The organism is Streptomyces sp. Go-475 (assembly GCF_003330845.1).
In the GTDB taxonomy this organism is placed as follows: Bacteria; Actinomycetota; Actinomycetes; order Streptomycetales; family Streptomycetaceae; genus Streptomyces.
In genome coordinates, this window is sequence record NZ_CP026121.1 from 1,079,689 (window position 1) to 1,097,300 (window position 17,612).

Annotated in this window: 15 protein-coding genes and 2 pseudogenes; 12 read left to right on the top strand and 5 right to left on the bottom strand. The window is 73.6% G+C overall.

Annotated elements, in window-relative coordinates:
• The first annotated feature begins 1 nt into the window (after position 1).
• Genes C1703_RS04860 through C1703_RS04870 form a run of 3 tightly spaced genes read left to right on the top strand, consistent with a single transcriptional unit; the run spans position 2 to position 3,987 of the window.
• Positions 2 to 2,569 (top strand): FtsX family ABC transporter permease, encoded by a 2,568-nt coding sequence (locus tag C1703_RS04860; protein ID WP_114250712.1) that lies wholly within the window; start codon positions 2 to 4, stop codon positions 2,567 to 2,569.
• A gap of 46 nt (positions 2,570 to 2,615) precedes the next feature.
• Complete coding sequence (locus C1703_RS04865; protein ID WP_114250713.1) at positions 2,616 to 3,506, top strand: LLM class F420-dependent oxidoreductase; 891 nt, start codon at positions 2,616 to 2,618, stop codon at positions 3,504 to 3,506.
• Positions 3,507 to 3,561: 55 nt separating this feature from the next.
• Complete coding sequence (locus C1703_RS04870; protein ID WP_114250714.1) at positions 3,562 to 3,987, top strand: GNAT family N-acetyltransferase; 426 nt, start codon at positions 3,562 to 3,564, stop codon at positions 3,985 to 3,987.
• Here the strand turns inward: C1703_RS04870 and C1703_RS04875 are convergent.
• Positions 3,977 to 4,519, bottom strand: a complete 543-nt coding sequence (locus tag C1703_RS04875; protein ID WP_114250715.1) for a TetR/AcrR family transcriptional regulator — start codon at positions 4,517 to 4,519, stop codon at positions 3,977 to 3,979. The two genes, C1703_RS04870 and C1703_RS04875, sit on opposite strands and share 11 nt — an antisense overlap.
• A 42-nt stretch (positions 4,520 to 4,561) precedes the next feature.
• Positions 4,562 to 5,968, bottom strand: coding sequence for an amidase (locus tag C1703_RS04880; RefSeq protein ID WP_114250716.1), 1,407 nt, complete (start codon positions 5,966 to 5,968; stop codon positions 4,562 to 4,564).
• A gap of 147 nt (positions 5,969 to 6,115) precedes the next feature.
• Here C1703_RS04880 and C1703_RS04885 point away from each other — a divergent pair.
• The 6 genes and pseudogenes from C1703_RS04885 to mug form a co-directional block, all read left to right on the top strand.
• Positions 6,116 to 6,760 (top strand): annotated as a pseudogene (locus C1703_RS04885) (MBL fold metallo-hydrolase); the annotation flags it as partial.
• 156 nt (positions 6,761 to 6,916) lie between these two features.
• Positions 6,917 to 8,269 carry a hemolysin family protein gene (locus C1703_RS04890; RefSeq protein ID WP_114250717.1) on the top strand — a complete coding sequence of 451 codons (1,353 nt, stop codon included), beginning with the start codon at positions 6,917 to 6,919 and terminating at the stop codon, positions 8,267 to 8,269.
• Complete coding sequence (locus tag C1703_RS04895; protein ID WP_114250718.1) at positions 8,266 to 9,279, top strand: hemolysin family protein; 1,014 nt, start codon at positions 8,266 to 8,268, stop codon at positions 9,277 to 9,279. The genes C1703_RS04890 and C1703_RS04895 overlap by 4 nt, the downstream gene beginning before the upstream one ends.
• Before the next feature lie 73 nt (positions 9,280 to 9,352).
• Positions 9,353 to 10,132, top strand: coding sequence for an SGNH/GDSL hydrolase family protein (locus C1703_RS04900; protein WP_114250719.1), 780 nt, complete (start codon positions 9,353 to 9,355; stop codon positions 10,130 to 10,132).
• A 92-nt stretch (positions 10,133 to 10,224) separates the two neighbouring features.
• Positions 10,225 to 11,667, top strand: coding sequence for an adenylosuccinate lyase (gene purB / locus C1703_RS04905; protein ID WP_114250720.1), 1,443 nt, complete (start codon positions 10,225 to 10,227; stop codon positions 11,665 to 11,667).
• A 13-nt stretch (positions 11,668 to 11,680) separates the two neighbouring features.
• Positions 11,681 to 12,226, top strand: coding sequence for a G/U mismatch-specific DNA glycosylase (mug, locus tag C1703_RS04910; RefSeq protein WP_114250721.1), 546 nt, complete (start codon positions 11,681 to 11,683; stop codon positions 12,224 to 12,226).
• Between the two features lie 4 nt (positions 12,227 to 12,230).
• Here mug and C1703_RS04915 read toward each other — a convergent pair whose 3' ends face one another.
• Genes C1703_RS04915 through C1703_RS04925 form a run of 3 tightly spaced genes read right to left on the bottom strand, consistent with a single transcriptional unit; the run spans position 12,231 to position 14,366 of the window.
• Complete coding sequence (locus tag C1703_RS04915; RefSeq protein ID WP_114250722.1) at positions 12,231 to 12,662, bottom strand: hypothetical protein; 432 nt, start codon at positions 12,660 to 12,662, stop codon at positions 12,231 to 12,233.
• A gap of 55 nt (positions 12,663 to 12,717) precedes the next feature.
• Positions 12,718 to 13,443 carry an ABC transporter permease gene (locus tag C1703_RS04920; protein WP_114250723.1) on the bottom strand — a complete coding sequence of 242 codons (726 nt, stop codon included), beginning with the start codon at positions 13,441 to 13,443 and terminating at the stop codon, positions 12,718 to 12,720.
• 2 nt (positions 13,444 to 13,445) lie between these two features.
• The gene (locus tag C1703_RS04925) at positions 13,446 to 14,366 is read right to left on the bottom strand and encodes an ABC transporter ATP-binding protein (protein ID WP_114250724.1); all 921 of its coding nucleotides are present in this window, start codon (positions 14,364 to 14,366) and stop codon (positions 13,446 to 13,448) included.
• Positions 14,367 to 14,474: 108 nt separating this feature from the next.
• On the opposite strand from C1703_RS04925, the pseudogene C1703_RS04930 reads away from it, so the two are divergent.
• The 3 genes and pseudogenes from C1703_RS04930 to C1703_RS04940 all read left to right on the top strand — a co-directional run bounded on the left by C1703_RS04930 (position 14,475) and on the right by C1703_RS04940 (position 17,566).
• Positions 14,475 to 15,645, top strand: a pseudogene (locus C1703_RS04930) (histidine kinase).
• 14 nt (positions 15,646 to 15,659) lie between these two features.
• The gene (locus C1703_RS04935) at positions 15,660 to 16,322 is read left to right on the top strand and encodes a response regulator transcription factor (RefSeq protein WP_114250725.1); all 663 of its coding nucleotides are present in this window, start codon (positions 15,660 to 15,662) and stop codon (positions 16,320 to 16,322) included.
• Positions 16,323 to 16,411: 89 nt separating this feature from the next.
• Entirely contained in the window at positions 16,412 to 17,566 is a 1,155-nt protein-coding gene (locus C1703_RS04940) for an ROK family transcriptional regulator (RefSeq protein WP_114250726.1), read from the top strand.
• Positions 17,567 to 17,612: the final 46 nt, after the last annotated feature.

Genomic DNA, 17,612 nt, shown 5'->3' on the forward strand with positions numbered 1-17,612 from the left:
CGTGCTCAAGGCGACCCTGAGGAGCTTCCTGGCGCACAAGGGGCGGCTGCTGCTCTCCGCGCTCGCCGTCCTGCTGTCCGTCGCGTTCGTCACGGGGAGCCTGATCTTCTCGGACACCGTCAGCCGCACCTTCGACCGGCTGTTCGCCTCCACCGCCGCCGATGTCACCGTCAGCCCGAAGGAGGACCTCGACGAGGCGGTGCCCTCCGGCCGGACGGCGACCCTGCCGGCCGCGCTCGCCGAACGGGTGCGGCAGATCGACGGGGTCGCGGCGGCCCGCGCCGAGGTGGACGTGAACGGCCTCACGGTCGCCGACGAGAACAACGAGCCGGTGGGCCCGACCACCGGGGCACCCACGCTCGGCAACGCCTGGAACCCGAACGAGCGCAGCCCCGTGGAGCTGACCTCGGGGCACGCCCCGCGCGGGCCCGGCCAGGCGCTGCTCGACTCGGAGACCGCCGACCGCAAGGACGTGGCGATCGGCGACACCCTCACCGTGATCGCGCCGCCCGGGTCGTTCGAGGTCCGGGTCGTCGGCATCGTCACGTTCACCACCACCAACCCGGGCGCCGCGCTGGTCTTCCTCGACCCGTCCACCGCGCGGACGAAACTGCTGGGCGACCCACGGGCCGCCACCAGCATCTCGGTCGACGCGGCCGACGGGGTCGGCGACGAGCAGCTCAAGCAGCGCGTGGCCGCCGCGCTCGGCCCGCACACCTACGACTTCCGGACGGCCGACGAGCAGGCCGAGTCCGACGTCGAGCAGCTGGGCGGGTTCCTCGACGTCATCAAGTACGTGATGCTCGGCTTCGCCGGGATCGCCGTGCTGGTCGGCGTGTTCCTGATCGTCAACACCTTCTCCATGCTCATCGCGCAGCGCACCCGTGAGCTGGGGCTGCTGCGCGCCCTAGGCGCCGACCGGCGCCAGGTCCGCCGCTCGGTGCTCACCGAGGCCCTGCTGCTCGGCCTGGCCGGCTCCACGCTGGGGCTCGCGGTGGGCATCGGGCTCGCGGCCGGGCTCATCGAGCTGATGGGTCTGCTCGGCATGAACATCGACGCCGACGAGATGGTCATCGGCTGGGTGACGCCCGTGGCGGCGTACGTCGTCGGTCTCGGCGTCACCTTCGTCGCCGCGTACCTGCCGGCGCGGCGGGCCGCGGGCGTCTCGCCGATGGCGGCGCTGTCGGACGCCGAGGTCGCCGGGGTGGGCCGGCCGCTGCGGGTGCGCGCGGTGGCGGGCACGGTCGTCGGGGCGGCCGGGGCGGCGGCGCTCGCGGGATGCGCCGTGTCCGAGCGGACGGCGTCGGCGGCGTCCCTGCTGGGCCTCGGGGTCGTGCTGACCCTGATCGCGACGGTGATCGCCGGTCCGCTGCTGGTGCGCCCGGTGATCCGCGTGCTCGGCGGGGCCTTCCCCGCGCTGTTCGGTTCGATCGGCCGGATGAGCCAGCGCAACGCCCTGCGCAATCCCCGCCGTACCGGGGCCACCGCGGCCGCCCTGATGGTCGGTCTCGCCCTGGTCGGCGGCATGTCGGTGGCGAGCGAGTCGATGACCGCGTCGTTCGACCGGCAGATCGACAGGACGCTGGGTGCCGACTTCGTCATCCAGAACACCAACTTCCTGCCGTTCCCCGAGGAGGTGACCGACGAGGTGCGCGCCACCGAGGGCGTGGGCCTCGTCGTACGGGGGCGGTTCACGCCGGTCGCGGTGCGGCTGCCGGACGGCGACCGCGTGGAGACGACCGCGGCGGGCTACGATCCGCGGCTCGACGAGGTCGCCAACATCACCTACACGGCAGGGGACTCGGCGGCCGCGCTCGCGGACGGGCGCCTGGCCATGGACCGGGACTTCGCCCGCGACCACGGCGTACGGGCGGGGAGCACCGTCCCGGTGGAGTTCCAGGGCGGACGCTCGGCCGAGCTGACCGTCGGCGCCCTCACCGACCAGGACGCCGCCGAGGGGTTCGGCACGCAGGGCGGGCTCTACTTCGGTCTCGGCACGCTGGAGCGGTACGCGCCCGGCGGGCAGGACTCCGCGCTGTACGTCAACGCCGCCCCCGGCACGGGCGACGACGAGCTGCGCGCGCGGCTGGAGGCGACCCTGGACCCGTATCCGCAGGTGCAGGTGCGGGACCTGGCCGACTACAAGCAGCTCGTCCACGACCAGATCGCCGTCCTGCTCTACCTCGTGTACGCGCTGCTGGGCCTGGCGATCATCATCGCGGTGCTCGGCGTGGTCAACACCCTCGCCTTGTCGGTCGTCGAGCGCACCCGGGAGATCGGGCTGCTGCGGGCGATCGGCCTGGCCCGGCGTCAGCTGCGGCGGATGATCCGGCTGGAGTCGGTGGTGATCGCCGTGTTCGGCGCGGTCCTGGGGCTCGCCCTGGGGCTGGTGTGGGGGGTGTGCACGCAGCAGGTGCTCGCGCTCCAGGGCATGGCGGCCCTCGCGATCCCGTGGGTCACGATCGTCGCCGTGGTGATCGGTTCCGCGGTGATCGGGGTCGTGGCGGCGCTGCTGCCGGCGTTGCGCGCGTCCCGCATGAACGTACTGGCGGCCATCGCACACGAGTGATGGAATCGCGGCGGGTACTCAAGTCGCTTCTGTGTGAGGAGAGTTCATGTCGCGTCCGTTCCGCTTCGGGGTCAACCTGCTGCAACCGGCGTCCGCCGGGGAGTGGCGCGCCAAGTGCCGCCGGGCCGAGGAGCTGGGGTACGACGTGATCCTGGTCCCCGACCATCTGGGCATGCCCGCGCCCTTTCCCGCGCTCGTGGCGGCGGCGGAGGCCACCGAGCGTCCGCGGCTGGGCACCTTCACGCTCAACGCGGGCTTCTGGAACCCGACGCTGCTGGCCCGCGAGGTGGCGACGACGGACGCGCTCACGGGCGGCCGTCTGGAGCTCGGCCTGGGCACCGGCTATGTGCGGGCGGAGCACGAGTCGGCCGGGCTGCCGTTCGGCTCGCCGGGCGAGCGGGTGGACCATCTGCGGCGCACGGTCGAGGAGCTGGGGCGGCTGCTGGGCTCGGACGAGCACCGGCCGCAGGCGGCGCAGCGGCCCCGGGTGCCGCTGCTGATCGGCGGGAACGGCGACCGCATGCTGCGGCTGAGTGCCGAGCACGCCGACATCGCGGCGTTCACCGGGGCGCGTACGGTACCGGGCAGCACGACCGGGCAGCTGACGCCGATCACCGCGGAGGAGCTCGACGAACGCGTGGCGCGGTGGCGGGAGTTCGCGCGGCACCGCGAGGAGCAGCCCGAGCTCAACCTGCTGCTTCAGGTGGTGATCGGCACGGAGGACCGGGAGGCCGCCGTCCAGCCGTTCCTGGAACTCGTGCCGGACCTGACGGTGGAGCAGGTGCTGGACCTTCCCGTCTCCCTGGTCGGCACGCCGGACGAGCTGGCGGAGCAGGTCCTGGCCCGGCGCAAGCGCTACGGCTTCACGTACTTCACGGTCCTGGAGCCCTGCATGGAGGCGTTCGCTCCGGTCATGGCCCGGGTGCGCGGGGCCTGACGTCCGCATGGTGGAACGGCCTGTCCCGGCCGGCGGTGCGTGATGTGATCACGGCATGACGGAGCTGCGCATCCGGGCCGCGACGCCCGAGGACCTCGACACCGTGCTGGCCTTCTGGAAGGTGGCCGCCGAGGGCACGAGCATCAGCGACGACCGCGGTGGCGTGGAGCGGCTGGTCGCGCGCGATCCCGAGGCCCTGCTCCTGGCCGAGCGGGGCGGCGAGCTGGCCGGCACGGTCATCGCGGGGTTCGACGGCTGGCGCTGCCACCTCTACCGGCTGGCCGTGCATCCGGACCACCGTCGCCGGGGCGTCGCCTCCGCGCTGCTCGCCGCGGCCGAGGAGCGGTTCGTACGGCTCGGCGGGCGGCGCGCGGACGCCATGGTGCTCACGCGCAACGAGACCGCGCACCGGGCGTGGGGTGCCGCCGGCTACGCGCCCGAGGAGCGGTGGCGGCGCTGGGTGAAGCCCCTCATCGGCTGAGGACTCCTGCCACCAGCCGGTGGGCGTAGGCGGTGTCGAGCCCGTCCGGCCGGAACAGGATGCGGTACATCATGGGCGCGACGACCTGGTCGATGACCGTCTCGGCACCGGGGGCCGGCTCCCCCCGCTCGGACGCGCGACGCAGGATGACGTCGATCTGCTCGGCGGCGTAGGCGGAGCACTGGCCGGCGTTGCCGCCGTCCGGGTCGCCGAGGAGGGCGTCGCGGATGTAGGCGCGGCCGGCGGGCGAGGACATCTCGTCGAGGAACTGCTCGGCCCAGGCCGTCAGGTCGGACGCCAGGGAGCCGTGGTCGCCGGGTTCGGTGTCGGGCCGCAGCCGCTCGACCGCCACATCGGACAGCAGCACCTGCAGGTCTCCCCAGCGGCGGTAGATCGTGGACGGTGTCACGCCGGCGCGCTGGGCGACCATCGGCACCGTCAGGGCGTCGCGGCCGACCTCCGAGGCGAGTTCGCGCACGGCGGTGTGCACCGCCGCCTGGACCCGGGCGCTGCGCCCGCCGGGGCGCACCATCTGCCTGCTCACGGAACCCACCTTAAAGCGAACCCATTGCTTCTAGCACAGCGCTGCTCGGGTCGCGGGCGCGAGACCGTGGGCCGGGCCTGTCTGTTCGCAGGCGTGCCCGACCCGCAGCAGCAGGCTCTCGCCGAGCGGCGGCCCGAGGAGCTGCATGCCGATCGGCAGCCCCGCCGAGTCGTGGCCGACCGGGACCGAGAGGGAGGGCAGGCCGGTGATGTTGGCCGGGGCCGAGAGCCGCACATAGGCGTCGGAGACGCCCTCGACGGTGCCGTCGGCCCAGGTGACCGTCTCCTGGCCGGCCGCGACGGCGGTCATCGGCACGCTGGGGGCGGCGACCAGGTCGACCTCCCGCAGCAGCCGCGCCCATTCCCGCCTCATGAGGGTGCGCGAGCGCTGCGCCCGCAGGTAGTCCCCGGCGGTCATCAGTTCACCGGCCTCCAGGAGGATCCGGACGTCGGCCTGGTAGAGCTCGGGGACCGTGCGCAGGCTGCTCTCGTGGTAGGCGGTGGCCTCGGGCACCATCAGGCCCCACTGGGTGGCCTGGATGTAGCGGGTCATGGGGATGTCGACGTCGACGAGGCGGGCACCGAGTGCCTGGAGCCGGCCGATCGCGCTCCGGACGGCGGCTGTCACCTCCGGGTCGACGTGGTCGAAGTAGTAGGTGCGCGGCACACCGATCCGCAGGCCGGTCAGATCCGGGTCCGGGCCCGGCCGGTAGTGCGCGGGGGGCGTGGTCACCGAGGCGGGGTCGCGGGGGTCGTGGCCGGCCAGGGCCGCCAGGACCAGGGCCGCGTCCTCGGCGGTGCGGGCGATCGGGCCGACGTGGTCCAGGGACCAGGACAGGGACGTGACGCCGTGGCGCGGGACGAGGCCGTAGGTCGGCTTGAGGCCGACGACCCCGTTCAGCGCGGCGGGCACCCGGATGGATCCGCCGGTGTCGGTGCCCAGGGCGAAGGTGGCGGTGCCGGCGGCGACGGCGACGGCCGATCCGCCGCTGGAGCCGCCGGCGACCCGGCCGGGGTCCCAGGCGTTGTGGGTCTGCGGGGTGGTCAGTCCGTAGGCGAACTCGTGCGTGTGGGTCTTGCCGAGCAGGACCGCTCCGGCCGCCGACAGGCGTGCTGCGACGGTGCTGTCGGCCGGCGCGCGGTGGCCGGACCGCACCCGGGAACCGGCCGATGTGGCCGTACCGGCGACGTCGATCAGGTCCTTCAGGCCCATCGGGATGCCGTGCAGCGGACCGCGGTGGCGGCCGGCCGCGATGTCGTTCTCGGCCTGGCGCGCCGCCCGGCGCGCACCCTCCGCGTCGACGGTGGCGTAGGCCCGGAGGCGCGGTTCCATCTGCTCGATGCGTTCCAGCACGGAGTCGGTCAGCTCGACGGGGGACAGCCGGCGTGCCCCGATCGCGTCGGCGGCGGCAGTGAGCGTCAGTTCATACGGCTGCATCGTGCGTCTCCTTCGCCACTGCCACGCGGTAGGCGGGGGCGGGCGGGGTGTCCCCGAAGTCCAGCTCCCGCAGGACCGCCACGACGGAGTGGATGTGGTCGGCGGTGGCCGCGACCGCCGCGTGGCGGTCGGCGGGCAGCTCGAGCAGAGCGGGCCAACCCCGCCTGGCACGGCCTGGACACCGACTACCTCCGGCACCTCACCGCCGCCGGTTTCCCCCCGGACTCCGTCGACCTGGTGATCCTCACCCACCTGCACGCCGACCACGTCGGCTGGAACACCCGGGAGGTGAACGGCGCGTGGGTGCCCACCTTCCCGAACGCCCGCTACCTGACCTCGCGCACCGAGCGGGAGTTCTGGGCCGGGTACGACATGGACGAGGCGCGCCGGCAGATGTTCCGCGACTCCGTGATCCCGGTGGAGGAGGCGGGACTGCTCGACCTCCTCGACGTCCCCGCAGAGGGCCTCGAAGTCGCCCCGGGACTGCGTCTGCTCCCGACACCCGGGCACACCCCCGGCCATGTCGCCGTCGAACTGACCAGCCGCGGCCGGACGGCACTGATCACCGGCGACTGCGTCCACCACCCCGTCCAGCTCGCCCACCCCGGTATCGGCGCCTGCGTCGACATCGACCCCGGGCGGTCGGAGGCCTCACGCCGCGAGCTGCTCGGCGCGCTCGCCGGCACGGACACCCTCCTCCTGGGCACCCACTTCGCACCGCCCACCGCCGGGCGCGTCGTCGCACACGAGGGCGCGTACCGGCTCGTCCCCGCCCCCACCGACTCCCACTGAGCACACCGGCCGCAGGACTTTGCCCATCCTTTACCCTGGGATGGCCACTCGGTCCTCTATGAAAGGTTGTGAGCGTCCGCCCATGGGCGAGCCTCCCAGTCCGCGACACCGCGCGTCCGGCCCCGTCCTGGACAACCATGGAACGGGGGTGAACCGATGACCGAAGTGCTCCTCCTCCTCGCGGCGATCCTGCTCTCGCTCGCCTGCGGCGCCTTCGTGGCGGCGGAGTTCTCCCTCACCACGGTCGAGCGCGCCGAGCTGGAACGGGCGGTGGAGCGCGGCGAGCGGGGCGCCCAGGGCGCGCTGAAGGCCGTACGGAATCTGACGTTCCAGCTCTCCGGGGCGCAGCTCGGCATCACCGTCACGAACCTGGTCGTCGGCATGCTCGCCGAGCCGTCGATCGCCGCGCTGATCGCCGGACCGCTGGAGGACCTCGGCGTCTCGCGCTCGGCGTCGCACAGCCTCGCGCTGGTGCTGGGCACGGCGCTGTCGACGGTGTTCCTGATGGTCGTCGGTGAACTGGTGCCGAAGAACTGGGCGATCTCCTCGCCGCTGACCGTCGCCAAGACCGTGGGCAACGCGCAGCGCTGGTTCAGCGCCGCGTTCCGGCCCTTCATCACCCACCTGAACAACACGGCGAACCGGGTCGTGCGCCGGATCGGCGTGGAGCCCGCCGAGGAGCTGGCCTCGGCGCGCGGGCCGCAGGAACTGGCGGCGCTCGCCCGGCACTCCGCCAGGGAGGGCGTCCTGGAGGCCGACACCGCCGAGCTGTTCGTGCGGACGCTGAACCTCGCCGACCTGACCGCGGAGAACGTGATGACGCCGCGGGTGCAGGTCGTCGCCCTGGAGGTGCAGGCGACCCTGGAGGACGTGGCGAACGCGACCCGTGCCACCGGCCTGTCCCGGTTCCCCGTCTACCGCGGCACGCTCGACTCGGTCGTCGGCACCGCGCACGTCAAGGACGTCCTGGCGGTACCGGCCGAGCGCCGCACCCGGATCTTCGTCTCCGAGCTGATGCGCGAGCCGCTGCTGGTCCCCGAGACGCTCACCGTCGACCGCCTCCTGGACCGGCTCTCCGGCAAGCGCACCATGGCCGTCGTGATCGACGAGTACGGCGGTACGGCGGGTGTGGCCACCCTGGAGGACATCGTCGAGGAGGTCGTCGGCGAGGTGCGCGACGAGCACGACCCGCACGAACTGCCGGACCTCGCGCCGGCCGGCACGGACGAGTCCGGCCACGCCCTGTACTCGGCGGACGGCTCCGCGCGCGTGGACCACCTGGAGCGCGTGGGGCTGCGCGCGCCGGAGGGGCCGTACGAGACGCTCGCCGGGCTGGTGGCGACGGTGCTCGGCCGGATACCGGCCGCCGGCGACCGGCTGGAGGTCGCCGGCTGGCGGATGGAGGTCCTGGACGCCACGGGCCGCCGGGCGGCCCGGGTCCTGCTGTGCGCGCCCCTCGACGACGAGAAGCCCGACGAGAAGCCCGACGAGAAGGGGGTCGAGCTGTGACCGCCGTACAGCTGCTGATCGGCCTGGCGACGCTGGTCGTCAACGCCTTCTTCGTCGGCGCCGAGTTCGCGCTGATCTCGGTGCGCCGCAGCCAGATCGAGCCGTACGCCGACCAGGGCGACCGGCGCGCCAAGAGCGTGCTGTGGGGCCTGGAGCACGTGTCCGCGTTGATGGCGGCCGCGCAGCTCGGCATCACGCTGTGCACGCTGGTGCTGGGCGTGGTCGCCGAGCCGGCGATCGCGCACCTGCTGGAGCCGGTGTTCCACGCGGTGGGCGTGCCCGAGGGCGCGGGGCACGCGGTGTCCTTCGTGATCGCGCTGGCCCTGGCGACGTATCTGCACATGCTGCTCGGCGAGATGGTGCCGAAGAACATCGCGCTCGCCGAGCCGGTGCGCAGCGCGCTGACGCTCGGGCCGCCCCTGGTGGCGCTGTCCCGGGCGCTGCGGCCGGTGATCTTCACGGTGAACGCGTTCGCGAACACGCTGCTGAAGCTGCTGCGGGTGGAGGCCCGGGAGGAGGTGGCCGCCTCCTACTCGGACGCGGAGATCGCGCAGATCGTGAAGGACTCCAGCGAGGCCGGGCTCATCGACGACCGCGCCCAGGAGCGGCTGCACGACGCGCTGGAGCTGGGCCGCCGCCCGGTGCGCGACGTGGTGCTGCCCCTGGAACGCGTGGTCTACGCGCGCGTGGGCGTCACTCCGGAGCAGTTGGAGCGGCTGTCGGCGGAGTCCGGGTTCTCGCGGTTCCCGGTGGTGGACGAGGGGCGGCGGATCGTCGGCTACCTGCACGTCAAGGACGCCCTGGACGCCGCCGGGCGCGAGGTGCCGTTCCGGCTGCGGGACATGAGGCCCATCGCGCGCGTGCGGGAGGGCACGCCGCTGGACGACGTCCTCACGGCGATGCGCGGCAGCCGTACGCACCTCGCGGCGGTCCTGGGGTCGGACGGGCGGCTGGCCGGGCTGGTGACGATGGAGGACGTGCTGCGGGAGCTGTTCGGTCAGCGGGCGTGAGGGAACGGTCGCCGGTGCTCGCCAGCGGGTGACCGACCGCTGGGTATGTGCACGGGATATCATTTCCGCCGCCATGGACACGAACCCCACCTACAGCAGCCTGGTCGCCGTCGGCGACTCCTTCACCGAGGGCATGTCGGACCTGCTGCCCGACGGCACCTACCGGGGCTGGGCCGACCTGCTCGCCGCGCGGATGGCGGCCCGTACGCCCGGCTTCCGGTACGCCAACCTCGCGGTGCGCGGCAAGCTGATCCGGCAGATCGTCGACGAGCAGGTGGACGTCGCGGCGGCCATGGGCGCGGACGTGATCACGCTGGTGGGCGGGCTCAACGACACCCTGCGGCCCAAGTGCGACATGGGCCGGGTGCGCGGGTTGCTGGAGGAGGCCGTGGAGAAGCTGGCCCCTTCGTGCCGGCAGCTCGTGCTGATGCGCAGCCCGGGCCGTCAGGGTCCGGTGCTGGAGCGGTTCCGGCCGCGCATGGAGGAGCTGTTCGCCTGCGTGGACGAGCTGGCGGCGCGGCACGGCGCGATCGTCGTCGACCTGTACGGCGCGCCGTCGCTCGCCGATCCGCGGCTGTGGGACGTGGACCGGCTGCACCTGACGGCCGAGGGCCACCGCCGGGTCGCCGAGGCCGTGTGGCAGGAACTCGGTTACGAGCCCGAGGACACCGAGTGGCGCACACCGATGCCGGCGACACTGCCGCCGGGCTGGGTGATGCGGCGGGCGGCGGACATACGGTTCGCCCGGCAGCACCTGCTGCCATGGATCGGCCGCCGTCCGACGGGCCGCTCCTCGGGCGACGGCCTGCCCCCGAAGCGGCCGGAGCTGCTGCCGTACGAGGACCTCGCGTAGCCGCAGGTGGGGACGGCTCGGCCGCTCTCGTAGGTTCCGACAAGGACACCCGCGGCGCTGGCCTGCACGAATCGCCAGTAGAATCCGTCCACGTGACTTCCGCTCCCGCCAAGCCCCGCATCCCGAACGTCCTCGCCGGACGGTACGCCTCCGCCGAGCTCGCCACGCTCTGGTCGCCCGAGCAGAAGGTGAAGCTGGAGCGGCAGCTCTGGCTCGCCGTGCTGCGCGCCCAGAAGGACCTCGGGATCGAGGTGCCGGACGCGGCGCTCGCCGACTACGAGCGCGTGCTCGACACCGTCGACCTGGCCTCCATCGCCGAGCGCGAGAAGGTCACGCGGCACGACGTGAAGGCACGGATCGAGGAGTTCAACGCCCTCGCCGGGCACGAGCACGTGCACAAGGGCATGACCTCCCGCGACCTCACCGAGAACGTCGAGCAGCTGCAGATCCGGCTGTCGCTGGAGCTGATGCGCGACCGCACGGTGGCGGTCCTGGCGCGCCTGGGCAAGCTGGCCGGCGAGTACGGCGAGCTGGTCATGGCCGGCCGCTCGCACAACGTGGCCGCGCAGGCCACCACCCTCGGCAAGCGTTTCGCGACCGCCACCGACGAACTGCTCGTCGCCTACGGCCGGGTCGAGGAGCTGCTGGGCCGCTACCCGCTGCGCGGTATCAAGGGCCCGGTCGGCACCGCGCAGGACATGCTGGACCTGCTGGGCGGGGACGCCGCGAAGCTCGCGGACCTGGAGCAGCGGATCGCCGCGCACCTGGGCTTCTCGCAGGCCTTCACCTCGGTCGGCCAGGTCTACCCGCGCTCGCTGGACTACGAGGTCGTCACCGCGCTGGTGCAGCTGGCGGCGGCGCCGTCGTCGCTGGCGAAGACGATCCGGCTGATGGCCGGGCACGAGCTGGTCACGGAGGGCTTCAAGCCCGGCCAGGTCGGCTCCTCCGCCATGCCGCACAAGATGAACACCCGCTCCTGCGAGCGCGTCAACGGCCTGATGGTCATCCTGCGCGGCTACGCCTCGATGACCGGCGAGCTGGCGGGCGACCAGTGGAACGAGGGCGACGTGTCCTGCTCGGTGGTGCGCCGGGTCGCGCTGCCGGACGCGTTCTTCGCGCTGGACGGCCTGCTGGAGACGTTCCTGACGGTGCTCGACGAGTTCGGCGCGTTCCCGGCCGTCGTCGCCCGCGAGCTGGACCGCTACCTGCCGTTCCTCGCCACGACCAAGGTGCTGATGGGCGCCGTGCGCGCGGGCGTCGGCCGGGAGCTCGCGCACGAGGCGATCAAGGAGAACGCCGTCGCCTCCGCGCTCGCCATGCGCGAGCAGGGCGCCGAGCGCAACGAACTGCTCGACAAGCTGGCCGCCGACGCGCGCATTCCGCTGGACCGCGCCGAGCTGGACGCGCTGATGGCCGACAAGCTGTCCTTCACCGGTGCCGCGGGCGACCAGGTGGCCGCCGTCGTCGCCCGGGTCGAGGAGATCGTGAAGCAGCACCCCCAGGCCGCAGGCTACACGCCCGGCGCGATCCTCTGACGCGCCGCGCGCGATGCCCCGTTTCACGCCCGAGGAGCTGGAGGCCGCCCGTGACCGTGTCGTGCCGGACGTGGTCGCGGACGGTCTGCGGGTGCTGTTCTGCGGGATCAACCCCGGGCTGATGACGGCAGCGACGGGCCATCACTTCGCCCGCCCGGGCAACCGCTTCTGGCCGGTGCTGCACCGCTCCGGGTTCACCCCGCGGCTGCTGAAGCCGTCCGAGCAGCGGGAGCTGCTGGCGTACGGGCTCGGCATCACCAACGTCGTGGCGCGGGCCACCGCCCGGGCCGACGAGCTGAGCGCGGAGGAGTATCGGGAGGGCGGGCGGCTGCTCGCGCTGAAGGTGGGACGGCTGCGGCCGCGCTGGCTGGCCGTGGTGGGCGTGACCGCGTACCGGGCCGCGTTCGACGACCGGAAGGCCCAGGTCGGGCCACAGACGCGGACGATCGGGGACACGCGCGTGTGGGTGCTGCCCAACCCGAGCGGGCTGAACGCGCACTGGACGGCCGAGACGATGGCCGAGGAGTTCGGGCGGCTGCGGGAAGCCGCCGGGGGCTGATCGCTCAGGGCGGGTCGAACTCCGTCACCAGGGCCAGCAGTCGGACCTCCCGCGACGCGTCCCGGTCGGTGACCGCGACGGCGACCCAGCGGCCGGTGCCCTCCACCTCCCACAGGTGGGCGACGTTCGCGCGCTCGCTCAGCTCGGCCCACGGCCGGGGTATCTCCTCGCGCTCGGTGCGCAGGAGGACGGTCTGCAGGTTGTAGGGCGGGGTGTCGCCCCAGCGTGAGGCGAGCAACTCGTAGACGGCGTCCCGGTCCTTCTCGAACTGGTCGACCACCACCGCCCACCGGGCCGGGTCGTCGTCCGCGGCGGCCTCTAATACCGCGACGTGGTGGCCGGGACCCGAGACGCCGACGTCCGACGGGCCGTGCTCCGCCGGAAAGGGGCGGTAGCACAGCTCGTCGATGAGGGCGATGTGCTGTGCGATGTTCATGGGTCCAGTAAACCCGCCGCCACTGACACTTGGCGGGGCATCAGCCGGGTCCCGGTCAGGCGTCCCGGTGGCGCAGGCGCCAGGCTCCCACCAGCAGGGCGGCGGCCGTCCAGAGCGCGGTCACCGCGAGCCCCGACCACGGCCCGAGGGTTCCCTCGTACGTCTCGTGGAGGACGAGCTGTCCCGCCTTGTCGGGCAGGAAGTCGGCGACGGTGCCCGTCGCGTCGCCGATCACGAACGACACGACGAGGATGAACGGGATCATCAGGGACAGCGTGGCCACGCCGCTGCGCAGCAGGGCGGCGAGCCCGGTGGCGAACAGGGCCATCAGCATGAGGTAGACGCCGCAGCCCACGACACCGCGCACCTGCTCACCGGTGCTGAGCCCGTCGGCCGCCGTGCCGAGCCCGGCCCGCGCCACCAGGAGCGCGGTCAGTGCGGTCACCAGCCCGACCACCAGGGCCGGTACGGCGATGACGGCCGCCTTGGCCGCGAACCACCGGCCGCGCCGCGGGACCGCCGCCAGCGTGATCCGCAGCGCGCCCGAGTGGAACTCGGACGACACCGCCATGGCCCCGAAGGCGACGGCCGCGATCTGCCCCGGTATCACGCCGGACAGCGCGATGAACAGCGGGTCGAAGCCCGGGTCCGAGGTGTCGGAGGCACCGGCGATCGCGGAGAACGCCGTGGTCGCGGCGAACAGGGCCAGCAGCGTGCCCGGCAGCGAGCGGAGCGTGCGGATCTTCAGCCACTCGGAGCGGAGTACGGGGGTGAATTCCATGGTCATGCCTCCTGGGGCTGGGCGGCGAACTCGGTCTCGGCGCCGGTGAGGTCGAAGTAGGCCTGCTCCAACGTGCCCTCTTCGGCGGCGAGTTCCAGGACCGGCACGCCCGCCGCTGAGGTGATGCGACCGATGTCGTCCACGCGCGCGTGGTGCACGGTCCAGTGGCCGTCCTCGTGTTCCACGGCGTCGTGGCCGTGCCGGGCGAGGACGCCCTTGAGGGCGACAGGGTCGCTCGTGCGGACGCGGACGCGGGGCCGCACGCGCGCGTGGATGAAGTCCCGCATCGGGGTGTCGGCCAGCAGCCGGCCCCGGCCGAGCACCACGAGGTGGTCGGCGAAGGACGCGGTCTCGTTCATGAGGTGGCTGGAGACCAGGACCGTGCGGCCCTCGTCCGCGAGCCGGCGCAGCAGCTGCCGGATCCACACGATGCCTTCGGGGTCGAGGCCGTTGGACGGCTCGTCCAGCATGACGACCTCGGGCTCGCCCAGCAGGGCGGCGGCGATGCCCAGCCGCTGGCGCATGCCCAGGGAGTAGGTCCGCACGCGGCGGCGGGCCACCGACGCCAGGCCGGTCTGCTCCAGCACCTCGTCGACCCGGCGGTCCGGGATGCGGTTGCTCGCGGCCAGCACCCGGAGGTGGTCGCGGGCGGTGCGGGAGCCGTGCGCGGCCTGCGCGTCGAGCAGGGCGCCCACATGGCGCAGGGGTTCGCGCAGGGTCGCGTAGGCGCGGCCGCCGAGCGTGGCGCGGCCGGCCGTCGGGTGGTCGAGGCCGAGCACGAGCCGCATCGTGGTGGACTTCCCGGCGCCGTTGGGGCCGAGGAAGCCGGTGACGCGGCCGGGCAGCACGCGGAACGTGAGGTCGTCCACGGCTCGCCGGCCGCCGAACTCCTTGCTGAGGTTCTGGACGTCGATGCTGGTCATGGCGACAGCGTGACCGTCGGGGCAGGGTCGGGGCCTCCCCCGGCGGTGGAGATCGTCTCCCCCGTGCGGGGGAGGCTCGTTGTCAGTGGTGGCTGGCACGATGACGCAATGGTCCGCATGCTGCGCCCGTTCGGCCGGGCGGTGACGTACAACACGGTGGCTGCATCTCGCGATGGCCATCGTGTGGCCGGCGCTGTGGCTGTTCATCGACGAGGCGTGGTGGACTCCGGTCACCGCGGTCGTGCTGCTCGGGCTCGCGGGCCTGATCCCCGCAGCGCGGGTCGTGGAGGGGTTCCAGGCCCGGCTGCTGCTGTTCGGCCCCCGGGACGAGCGCGCGAGCAGGGAGATCATGGTCTCCCCCTCGGCCACGTGGGCCGACCGGGGACGGACGGTGGTGTGGCTGGAGCTTCGGCTGCTCCTCGGCGCCGTGGTGTCCCACTTCACCTTCCAGTTGCTGTTCCTCTCGGTGGACCTCGTGTCGATGGCGCTCAGCGGTGAGCGCGCCGGCGGCTCCTGGATTCCCGTGAGGGGCCACCACTGGTGGTACGTGCCGCTCGCGCCGCTGCTCGTGGTGCTGACGGCCGCCCTCGTGGTCGGCTCGGGGCACCTCGCCACGAGGCTCGCCCTGCGGCTGCTGGGCCCCTCCCCCGCCGAGCGGCTCGCCGCGCTGGAGGAGCGCACCGAGCAGCTTCTGGAACGCACGCGGATCGCCCGCGAGTTGCACGACTCCATCGGGCACGCGCTCACGGTCGCCGTGGTGCAGGCGGGAGCCGCGCGGGCGGCGGGCGATCCGGCCTTCACCGACCGGGCGCTGGGCGCCATCGAGGAGACCGGCCGGGCCGCCCTGGAGGACCTGGAGCGCGTCCTCGGCGTCCTGCGCGAGTCGGGGAAACCGGTGAGCGGCAGACCGACCCTCGCGGACGCCGACCGCCTGCTGGAATCCGCGCGCGCCTCGGGAGCGAAGGTCGACGCCGAGGTGACCGGCCCGGTGGACACCGTGCCCGGGCCGGTCTCCCGGGAGGGCTACCGGATCCTCCAGGAGTCGCTGACCAACGTGCTGCGGCACGCGGGGGCGGTCCCGGTACGCGTGCGCGTGCGCGTCGCCGACGGCTCTCTCGTCCTCGCGATCCGCAATCCCTGCCCGGCCGGGACCCCGGGCCCCGGTCGCGGCAGCGGCCTGCGCGGCATACGCGAGCGCGCGGCCCTGCTCGGCGGCCAGGCACACACCGGCCCCGACCAAGGCGACTGGCAGGTCCATGTCGAGCTGCCGTTGAGTTGATCTACGCTGGGCCGATGCCGGTCACCGTTCTCCTCGTCGACGACGAACCCCTCGTGCGCGCGGGTCTGCGGGCCGTGCTGGAGGCGCAGCCCGACATCGAGGTCGTCGGGGAGGCCGCGGACGGTGCGGCGGTGATCCCGCTGGTGCGGCAGCTGCGGCCGGACGTGGTCGCCATGGACGTCCGGATGCCGCTGCTGGACGGCATCGAGGCCACCCGGGCGCTGCTGCGGACGGTCGACGAGCCGCCGCGGATCCTGGTGGTGACGACCTTCGAGAACGACGAGTACGTGTACGAGGCGCTGCGCGCGGGTGCCGACGGGTTTCTGCTGAAGCGGGCCCGGCCGGCCGAGATCGTGCACGCGGTGCGGCTGATCGCCGAGGGCGAGTCGCTGCTGTTCCCGGCCTCGGTGCGGCAGCTGGCCGCCGCGTACGGCGAGGGCGGCGGGAACCGCGCGGCGCGGGCCGCGATGGAGCGGGCCCAGCTGACCGAGCGGGAGGCGGAGGTGCTGCGGCTGATGGCCCGGGGATTGTCGAACGCGGAGATCGCGGCCCGGCTGGTCGTCGGGACGGAGACCGTGAAGTCGCACGTCAGCTCCGTGCTGGCGAAGCTGGGCGCCCGGGACCGCACCCAGGCGGTGATCGCCGCGTACGAGTCGGGGTTCGTGGCGCCGGGCTGATCGGCGGCGCCGCCGGTCCTGCCCTCGCCGTGGTACGCCGGCCCGAAGTACGATCCGGCCAACACGCGCACGACCTGGGAGGACGGACGGTGGGGCGGCTGACCGGCGGGGATCCCTCGCTGCTGCGCAGGATCAACTCCGCGGTGGTGCTGCACGCGCTGCGTGCCACGGACTGCGCGACGCTGACCGAGATCACCCGGGTGACGGGGCTCTCCCGGCCGACCGTCGAGGGCGTCGTCGAAGGGCTCATCGAGGCGGGGCTCGTCGTCGAGAAGGCGGCCGAGGAGGGGGCGGCCCGGCGGCAGGGCCGGCCGGCGCGGCGGTTCCGGTTCCGGGCGGAGGCCGGGCATCTGCTGGGCGTGGAGATCGGTGCGCACCGGGTGGCGGCGCTGCTGGCCGACCTGGACGGCCGGGTGATCGGTTCCCAGGCCAAGGACGTGGCGGAGACGGCGGGGGCCGACGAGCGGCTGGAGCGGGTGCGGGGGACCGTCGCCGAGCTGCTGCGGCGGGCCGGGGTCGCACGCGGCTCGCTGCGGGCCGTGGGTGTGGCGACGCCCGGCATCGTCGAGGCGGACGGCACGGTCCGGCTGGGCACGGCGCTGCCGGGGTGGACGGGGCTGCGGCTGGGCGAGCGGCTGAGCCGGTCCTTCAAGTGCCCGGTGCTGGTCGAGAACGACGCCAACGCGGCGGTCGTCGCCGAGCACTGGAAGGGCGCGGCCGGCGAGTCGGACGACGTGGTGTTCGTGCTGGCGGGGCTCAGCCCGGGCGCCGGTGCGCTGATCGGGGGGCGGCTGCACCGGGGCTACGGCGGAGCGGCCGGCGAGATCGGGGCGCTGCACCTGCTGGGCCGGGAGGTGACGCCCGAGAAGCTGTTGTCCACCACGGACGAGCCCCTGCACCCCCTCGACGAGCAGGCGGTCGCCGAGGTCTTCGCCCGGGCCCGCGAGGGCGACCAGCGGGCCCGCGCCGCCGTGGACCGTTTCATCCAGCGCCTGGTCCACGACGTGGCGGCCCTCGCCCTCGCGCTCGACCCGGAGCTGGTCGTCATCGGCGGCTGGGCCGCGGGCCTCGACGGCGTCCTCGACCCCCTCCGCCGAGAACTCGCCCGCTACTGCCTGCGCCCCCCACAGGTGACCCTCTCCCGCCTCGGCGACGCGGCAGTGGCAACAGGCGCCCTACGTCTGGCCCTGGACCACGTGGAGGAACAACTCTTCACGGTGGAGGGCAGAACAACGCCCCTTTAGGGGCGCGGGGCTGTGTCGATCCGCGGCTCCGCCGCGTGGGTGCGAG

What these genes read in the sequence shown, in the direction of transcription:
- C1703_RS04865 (WP_114250713.1), top strand. Translation starts at nt 2,616, where the DNA reads ATGTCGCGTCCGTTCCGCTTCGGGGTCAACCTGCTGCAACCGGCGTCC.
- C1703_RS04870 (WP_114250714.1), top strand. Translation starts at nt 3,562, where the DNA reads ATGACGGAGCTGCGCATCCGGGCCGCGACGCCCGAGGACCTCGACACC.
- C1703_RS04875 (WP_114250715.1), bottom strand. Translation starts at nt 4,519, where the DNA reads ATGGTGCGCCCCGGCGGGCGCAGCGCCCGGGTCCAGGCGGCGGTGCAC.
- C1703_RS04880 (WP_114250716.1), bottom strand. Translation starts at nt 5,968, where the DNA reads ATGCAGCCGTATGAACTGACGCTCACTGCCGCCGCCGACGCGATCGGG.
- C1703_RS04890 (WP_114250717.1), top strand. Translation starts at nt 6,917, where the DNA reads ATGACCGAAGTGCTCCTCCTCCTCGCGGCGATCCTGCTCTCGCTCGCC.
- C1703_RS04900 (WP_114250719.1), top strand. Translation starts at nt 9,353, where the DNA reads ATGGACACGAACCCCACCTACAGCAGCCTGGTCGCCGTCGGCGACTCC.
- mug (WP_114250721.1), top strand. Translation starts at nt 11,681, where the DNA reads ATGCCCCGTTTCACGCCCGAGGAGCTGGAGGCCGCCCGTGACCGTGTC.
- C1703_RS04915 (WP_114250722.1), bottom strand. Translation starts at nt 12,662, where the DNA reads ATGAACATCGCACAGCACATCGCCCTCATCGACGAGCTGTGCTACCGC.
- C1703_RS04920 (WP_114250723.1), bottom strand. Translation starts at nt 13,443, where the DNA reads ATGGAATTCACCCCCGTACTCCGCTCCGAGTGGCTGAAGATCCGCACG.
- C1703_RS04925 (WP_114250724.1), bottom strand. Translation starts at nt 14,366, where the DNA reads ATGACCAGCATCGACGTCCAGAACCTCAGCAAGGAGTTCGGCGGCCGG.
- C1703_RS04935 (WP_114250725.1), top strand. Translation starts at nt 15,660, where the DNA reads ATGCCGGTCACCGTTCTCCTCGTCGACGACGAACCCCTCGTGCGCGCG.